The 7,569-nt window shown below is 51.5% G+C and carries 8 protein-coding genes; 2 read left to right on the top strand and 6 right to left on the bottom strand.

Features of this window, described 5'->3' with window-relative positions:
- Positions 1 to 54: 54 nt before the first annotated feature.
- On the bottom strand, positions 55 to 240 hold the full coding sequence (locus MRY86_RS04775; protein WP_293562975.1) for a hypothetical protein: 186 nt from the start codon (positions 238 to 240) through the stop codon (positions 55 to 57).
- A 114-nt stretch (positions 241 to 354) separates the two neighbouring features.
- Between MRY86_RS04775 and MRY86_RS04770 the strand changes: the two genes are divergently transcribed.
- Entirely contained in the window at positions 355 to 582 is a 228-nt protein-coding gene (locus MRY86_RS04770) for a hypothetical protein (RefSeq protein ID WP_293562976.1), read from the top strand.
- A 128-nt stretch (positions 583 to 710) separates the two neighbouring features.
- Entirely contained in the window at positions 711 to 893 is a 183-nt protein-coding gene (locus MRY86_RS04765; protein WP_293571037.1) for a hypothetical protein, read from the top strand.
- A gap of 280 nt (positions 894 to 1,173) precedes the next feature.
- Here MRY86_RS04765 and MRY86_RS04760 read toward each other — a convergent pair whose 3' ends face one another.
- From MRY86_RS04760 to MRY86_RS04740, 5 genes are all read right to left on the bottom strand, one after another.
- Positions 1,174 to 2,496 carry a DUF58 domain-containing protein gene (locus MRY86_RS04760; protein ID WP_293562978.1) on the bottom strand — a complete coding sequence of 441 codons (1,323 nt, stop codon included), beginning with the start codon at positions 2,494 to 2,496 and terminating at the stop codon, positions 1,174 to 1,176.
- Entirely contained in the window at positions 2,496 to 3,440 is a 945-nt protein-coding gene (locus MRY86_RS04755; RefSeq protein ID WP_363325356.1) for a MoxR family ATPase, read from the bottom strand. Before MRY86_RS04755 ends, MRY86_RS04760 begins: the two co-directional genes overlap by 1 nt.
- Positions 3,441 to 3,584: 144 nt before the next feature.
- On the bottom strand, positions 3,585 to 4,862 hold the full coding sequence (locus MRY86_RS04750; protein ID WP_293562980.1) for a DUF4350 domain-containing protein: 1,278 nt from the start codon (positions 4,860 to 4,862) through the stop codon (positions 3,585 to 3,587).
- Complete coding sequence (locus MRY86_RS04745; RefSeq protein ID WP_293562981.1) at positions 4,852 to 5,631, bottom strand: DUF4129 domain-containing protein; 780 nt, start codon at positions 5,629 to 5,631, stop codon at positions 4,852 to 4,854. The genes MRY86_RS04750 and MRY86_RS04745 overlap by 11 nt, the downstream gene beginning before the upstream one ends.
- On the bottom strand, positions 5,628 to 7,478 hold the full coding sequence (locus tag MRY86_RS04740; RefSeq protein ID WP_293562982.1) for a stage II sporulation protein M: 1,851 nt from the start codon (positions 7,476 to 7,478) through the stop codon (positions 5,628 to 5,630). Before MRY86_RS04740 ends, MRY86_RS04745 begins: the two co-directional genes overlap by 4 nt.
- Positions 7,479 to 7,569: the final 91 nt, after the last annotated feature.

Here is a 7,569-nt window from a genome sequence, read left to right as displayed (position 1 = left end):
AGGCAAAGCGCAAGTTTGGCAGGGGCTAGCCCCTGCCAAACTTGATTGGAACTACTATTTTACAATTATTGACTGTCTTAAGAAGCATAAGTCTACAAATTGTGCCCCCTCTATTTTTGATAGTTTTCTCCAATTGAATTGCCATCCGTCTTTTTTCAGAGGCATATCTTCATTATCCGCTTTTTCAATTATTGCTTCTACTAACTCATCCTTTTCGACATCTTGTAGATATACTTTCATTTAAGGATTCTTCGTCTCTCTAAAATTATCTTTTTTTGATAATATTAACAATTAATTATTGATTATTGATGTGTTTAAATTGGAGGAGGCTTTTATATGGCACCCAACTTGTATATGAATGAATACCAAAGCGATACTGTTTTTTGCGGAAAATCAGAGCTGCTGTTAAAAGAAAAAGTCCTTGAGATCTTACAATCACTCCCCGATCAGTTTCCGCTCGATGTGTTAGTGGAACGGCTCATCCTGCTGGAAAAGATGAACACCGGACTGCAACAAGTTGAAGAAGGTAAAATTATAAGCCAGGAAGAGGCGAAAGCAAGCATGAAAAAACGGCAAAAGTAATTTAGATGGATTGCAGGTTGCCGATATTATGCAGGGACCTTATGGTTTTGTATTTTGTTTCGTAGAAAACTTAATTATGAGTACAGCCCACATTAAAAACGATCTACACAGAATGATCGTCGAGACTGATGATCCTAACTTATCTTGTACAAATGCGGGCGATCTTTGCTTCGCTCTTGGGCGATAAAGACTGGTGGGATACGCTCTCTGAAGAAGAAAAAAGAAAAATTGAACTAGGAAAACTAGATTTAGAAAAAGGGCATGTCGCTCCCTACGAAACTATAAAGGCCAAACTGAATAAACGGCTATAGTTCTTTTCTTATATGGGTACCGTACAATTTACTCAAACTGCAGAAGATGACTATCTCGCCTTAATTGACTATTTATCCCGGCGATCTGTAGACGACGCGATTGCCCTGGATCAAAAAATGGACACCCTTGTCGAAAACTTAAAAAAGTATAAGCATTTCTGTCCTCCTTCCAGAAAATTTCCAAAGCTTAGAAATTGCGTTCTTACACCTAGTATTTCATTGGTAAATCATCAATTACGATTATCTCTGTTTTCGATAATCGATCAAATACTCCGATTACCTAAATCAATCCCCGCGACTTTAGCTCCAAATACTTATTCACCGTATTGACAGACAGGTCCTCCGGGCGGGTCAGCACTGCCTGAATGCCGTACTGCCGCAATTGCTGCACCATCTGCGCTTTTTCGTTCAGGTATTTCCGGGCGACGGTTTGCAGGTAGATGTCCTCTATGTGGGTGGCCTCCTCCTCGATGAAGGTGCGGATTTCGGTATTCTCAAAGAAGATGACTACGAGCAGATGGGTACGATTGATGCGGCGCAGGAACGGTAACGCCCGCTCCAATGCAAAGCGGCTCTCAAAATTGGTGTACAGCAGGATCATACTCCGCCCGGCAATCAGCTTGCGGGCAGCATAGTACAGCAGTTCGTAGTTGGCCTCCACCTGCCGCTCCTGCTCGGCGTACAGGGCATTGAGGATTTTGTTGAGCTGCGTGGCTTTGCTATCGGCCTTGACGGTGGCGCCAATCTTGTCCGAAAAAGTGATCAGCCCGGCCCGGTCGTACTTTTTGAGCGCGATATTGGAGATGGCCAGGCTTGCATTCACAGCGTAATCCATCAGGCTCAGCCCCTCGAAGGGCATCTTCATGACCCGGCTCTTGTCGATGATGGAGTAGATTTGCTGGGAGCGCTCGTCTTCGTACTGATTGACCATCAAAGTGCCGCGCCGGCTGCTGGCTTTCCAGTTGATGCTGCGGTAGTCATCGCCACGGACGTAATTTTTGATTTGTTCGAATTCATAACTATGCCCAATGCGGCGTATCTTCTTAATGCCGGGATGCTGGGCGATGCGGTCGAGGGCACGCAGTTCCAGTTGTTTCATCTGTAGTACCGACGGATAAACCGGGACAGCGGCTTCTGCCGACGCTACCCACCGGCGTTCTAATAGCCCGATCTGAGAAGACAAAAACAGATTGAGGTCCCCAAACGTATACTGCCCACGCTCCACCGGCCGGAGGTCGTAGTGCAGCGTTTCAGATGCGCCCGAGCCAAGACTAATCCGGTATTCAAAATCCCGCCGCTGAAACTGTACGGGCAGCTCATCAATCAGTCGGATGGAAAGCGGCAGGTTGGAGGCATTCTCAATCCGGACTTTTATGGGGTTATTGTCCCCGAGGCCCATGATTTTGGGTGTTTGACGGGCAGCACTGACCTCCATGTTCTTACCAAACAGCAATAGCCCATCGAGTATGACCGTAGCCAATAGCAGGACGAATATCGCTTGCGCCCCAGGCAATAGCACAGGCACCCAAAAGCAAATGACAAACAGGACGACCAGCCCGCCAAATGCCCAAAAGAACCGGTCGGTCAGATGGATAGCTTTCATTAGCGGGGGACTTCGATCTTCTGAATAATGGCCTGCACGACTTCGCGGGTCGTATAGCCTTCCATCTCCCGTTCCGGCGTCAGCATAACCCGGTGATTGAGTACCGGATAGGCCACGTACTGAATATCGTCCGGGGTCACGAAGTCACGTCCGCGCATAGCAGCTATAGCCTTCGCCATTTTCATAATTGCGAGTGAGGCCCGGGGCGAGGCGCCCAGGAAGAGATCGCCGTTGTTGCGGGTATCGTGCACAATAGCGGCAATGTAGTCCAGTAGCTCATCCTTGATGTGCACCTGTTGCACCAGCGCCTGGCACTCCTGAATTTCCTGCGCATTGAAAACCGGCCTGACCGTGCTGCGCTGCGCCATGCCGAAGTCTGACCGGAAGCGGCGCAGGATGAGCTTCTCCTCATCGAGGCTGGGGTACTGCAGGTTGATCTTGATGAGGAAGCGGTCGAGCTGTGCCTCCGGCAGCTTGTAGGTACCTTCCTGCTCAATAGGATTTTGGGTGGCAATGACGAAAAAAGGTAAGCTCATTGGATAAGTCTCCCCGTCTACCGTCACCTGGTATTCCTCCATCACCTCGAACAGGGCGGCCTGTGTCTTGGCCGGTGCCCGGTTGATCTCATCGATCAGGACGACATTGGAAAAGACCGGCCCGGCGTTAAAGCTAAAAGAAGACTGCTGCATATTGAAAACCGTGGTGCCCACCACATCGCTCGGCATTAGGTCAGGAGTAAATTGTATGCGGGAAAAATCCACTTCCATTGCCTGCGCCATCAGTTTGGCGGTGAGGGTTTTGGCGATACCCGGCACACCTTCCAGCAGCACATGCCCGCCGGAAAACAGGGCTGCCATCAGCAACTCCAGCATTTCGTCCTGCCCGATAATCAGCTTGTGCAGTTCTTCCCTGACGCGGCTTACCGCAATACTAATCTGCTGCATTGCCGGATTGGGCGGCTGCCACTCGGTATCTGCCTTAGGGGGCAGAGGCGGTATACCCTGCGATTCCTCATTGGGCTGTGGTGCGTCGCGTTCAGCGCCTTCATCCGGAGACTTCAAGGGGTCATCGTGCTCGTCCAGGTGCATCTATTTACTGTTTTGGTAGAAATATTCGATTAATTGGTGAAAGTCCGACAAGGTCTTGCCCGACATAAAAGTAGAGCTTTGAATGTTGCGGTCAAAGGTCATCAGGCGTTTCAGGTGGGCCTCTTCCACTCCTGAGCGTTGCGCAAGTGTTGGCGCAGTCTCTTCGCTTAGTTCCTTAATGTCATACCTGCGCCGGATGTGCTGCTTCAGCATACTGATTTGCTGCAGGGCCAGTTGGCGGTGGTTATTCTGCAGAAAGTACAACCGGCCGATCATATTGAGAAACTCCAGAGAGGTATTCCGGTTAGGCTCCAGCACCGGAATGACGCGCTGCTGCCGCTTGGCCCGAAAAACGAGGTAGAGTATGCCCATGCTCAGCAGCAGGTACCATGCCCAGGTCAGTGCCGGCTCACTCAGAATGAAACTCAGCGGCCCATCGGCATTCAGGCGCCTTTCACCAGTGGGTGGTTGAAAGCCATCTGATTTTTCAGGCACCTGACTGTAGCGGTCCCAGTAGACCGGTCCGGCGGCATCGAGGTGCGTCAGCACCCGGCGCAGGTATTCCACGCCATGATCTTCTATCAGATGGTAATTGGCGAAAGCCAGCGGGGTGGTGTGGAGGTAGACGTACCCATTGCCATAGGCCTGACGGGTGAAGTTGTACAGCGTGTCGCTAATGGTGCCCAGGGGCAAAAAGGCTTCCTCCTGTGCGCAGAACAACGCCAGCGGCAGGCCGGTCCAGTAATAATTGGCCGGATAGCCCCGGTCAATAAAAGTAAACTGCATATTGGTGTCTACCGCCAGATTGGGGTGAACAAAGTTTAAGCCTGCGGTAGAATCCACTACCAGCTGATATTGATCCCAATCGGTCCCCGGACAGTACGACCGGGTGGCGAACAAAGATGCCCCCAGGTAATCCGGCAGCGATTTAGTGGCAATAAAAGCCGTATTCCCGGCGGCAATGAAGTCCATCAATGCCTGTTGATCCGCGGAATCCTGGTACATGGCCTGCCCGAAAAACAGGTATACCGCATCGGAGGGGAGGGTGTCGAGTTGTCCTTTGAGGCTATCCCGAAGGACAAGGAGGGTATCCGTTTGAAAGTGCCCTTCCAGCAACGTCTTCAGGATGGAAGTGCCATAGGGTTCCCGGCTTTGCCCCTCGTAGGTCTCCCGCCAGTCCACAGGCTCCTTCCGGTCGCTGCGGAAGAGCAGGGTCAGTAGCAAGCCGATGATGACCAGGGCTACTGCGATGGTTATGGTCCGCCGCCTATTGAGCATAGTCTGGTTTTAAATTCTGAATACGTTGCGCAAAAGCCTGAAACTGGGGTGCCATTTGTTCAAAAGCAGCCTCATCGAGCGCCTGATCGCCGTACCAGACCTGCTCGAACAGCAGGGTCACGTTACGGAAGTCCTGTTGAAGCGGGGTGCCGCCCAACTCCTGCACATACTGATTATTGGTTTTGTCTTTTTGCCAACTGACCAGCTTCTTATTGGTAAGCCCTTGTAGAAGGACCAGGTAGTAGAGCCGTACGGCCAGCGAAAACTGCTTGTTGTTGACGGCTTGCTGCAGAAAATCTTCCAGTTGGGCTTCGGGCAGGTCTTCTTCAATGGCTTCCAGGTCAATGCCGGAACTCAGTCCCTGCTCAATGCGGGTATTTTTTGGCGGCCGCTTGAGCCCCAGCAGATACCGGAGAAGTACGGCTATAACAATCGCAATAATAATCCAGAAAAAGACGCGCAGGAGCAAAGCCGCTGTATCGCCGTTTACCCAGGGCTCAGGTGCAGGGCTCAGTTCTGGCTGAGGGCCTTCCCGCTCCCCACCACCTTTTTGGGATTGACTCTGCTCGTCAGGCTCCCGTTGCTGACGGCTTTCCGGGGTAGGATAACTGATCCCTTCCTTTGCGGATTCCCAGCGCTCCCGGTCGATTTCAGCCGGGGCCACCTCCCTTTCCAGGTAAGTCTGGGCGCTCAGGCGAGGTTTGAAAAGTACTATTGCGAGGAGTACTGCCAGTATACTTATTGATATGCTACACCATTGCTGCCTCATCTCCGCTCTTTTTCCAGTCCTCTAATCCGGGTTTGGAGCCCGATTTCCTGTATGCGCTGCCGCAAGCCGGGCGCTTCCTGTATTTCCAATAGCGTATAGTACAACAGCCCGCCGCCCAAAAGCAGCATCGCCGAGACCAGATACAGCAAACACACGCTCAGAAAGGCCAGCAGCACCACGCTCAGTTGGTCCATCCCCGCCTGATCGAGCGAGACCACCCAGGTCACCAGGTCCAGAAAAAACCAGGCCAGCACCGTATTGACCAGCGAGTAAAACAGCAGCCCAACCAGCAATAGCGTAAACGAAAGGCTGAATACCCGGCTGAAGTTAGGGCTCCACAACGATAAGCTTTTGCTAAAGGCAGAAAGGGAATTGCGGCCCTCCCGGTAGCTGCAGTAGCCCCAAACGGCGGGCACGACAGCAAAGAGGACGACCAGAAAAATGGTGTACCAGTCATTGGTGTACAATAGGGCCGTCAGTGCGCCCATAGGTGGCATAAGGTTTATAAAGGCAATGCCGGGCGACCTTTTATAGTCAGATCGCTCTTCCTGCCCCAGCTTTCTGAAGACCAACAGCCCGATAAAGGAGAAATTTAAAACATGGGCAAAAGGGATTAGGGTAGCGCCTGGGTTGTTAAAAAACTGCCCTATATTCTCTACTCCAAGGTAAATGCCCGGTGGAAAACTGAAGCGGTCTTCAGGCAGGGCATTGCCCGGCAAAAATGCAAATGCAATAAACAAGAGAGCACTTGCCACACTGCCCATCAAAAAGGCCCCAAAGTAACGTTTGTAGAGCACAAACAAATCGGTGAACAGTTCCCCGGCAGACCGGATCTTCGTGAATGACAAGTCGAGTTTTGCATCCGGCGTAAGGCGGGTATCGCGTACTGGTTGATTAAAGCCAATCCGGGCTTTAATGCGGGGGTACCACACAAAGTACAGCAGTACGAAGGCGAGGCACAACAAGATAAACAGCCCCCGTATGATATCCGGCGTTTCAGTATGCCGGGTCAGATAGCCTTCTATGAATCCCGCCATGATGATGATGGGCGCTATACCGACCATGATTTTTATGCCCCGCCGTGCCGACTTCTGAAAAGCCTGCATGCGGTTGAAAGTGCCTGGGAAAACCAGCCCTTTGCCCATTGTGATGCCCGCTGCACCGGCAATGATGATGGCTGAAATCTCCAGTGTCCCGTGAATCCAAACGGTCAGGAACGATTCCCAGAACAGGTCCCGCTCAATGAAGAAATACTGGAAAGCGCCCAGCATGATCCCGTTGCGGACCAACACGGCAATGGAGCCGATGGTGAAAAAAGCACCGGTCACAAAAGTCAGGAAAGACACCCACAGGTTGTTGATAGTAATGCCAAGGGACATCTCAAATGCCCCCTTTTCCTTGTACACAGCCATGGGGTCACCTGCCTCAATATTTTCCAGCGTCATATCCACATAGGAATCGCCCAGTATGACCCGCAGGAACTCTGGCTCGCTGGCACTTGAGACCATGCCAATGAGCATAGCCAGGGCAAAAATGAGAAAGGAAAACCGAAACTCCCTGCGGGCTTCGTACACCAGCTGCGGCAGTTCGTCCGTCCAGAAGGTGACCAGGCGGTGAGCAGAAGACCGGCGGTTGCGGTAGAGTGCTGTGAAGACGCGCTGCGCCAGGCCATTGAGGTAGACCCGCACAGATCGGTTGGGGTAGAAGGTCCGGGCGTAGGAAAGATCGTCTGTCACCTGCACGAAAAGATCGTCCAGCTTTTCCGGGTCACGCCCTTCCTGGTCGAGGGCCTCGTCAAAAGCCCGCCACTTGTCTTGATTTTGCTGAATGAATTTTGTCTCGCGCATTCGGTGAGGTTATAACTCCTTTACAGGAAGCTCTATTTTAGGAAAAATGTTGCAAACGGTGAATTATTTGCGTTAGTTTAGGAGGTAAATT

Source organism: Phaeodactylibacter sp., from assembly GCF_022763345.1.
GTDB lineage: Bacteria > Bacteroidota > Bacteroidia > Chitinophagales > Saprospiraceae > Phaeodactylibacter.
The sequence above is the reverse complement of the archived record's forward strand: the minus strand, read 5'-3'. Positions and strand labels throughout refer to the sequence as shown.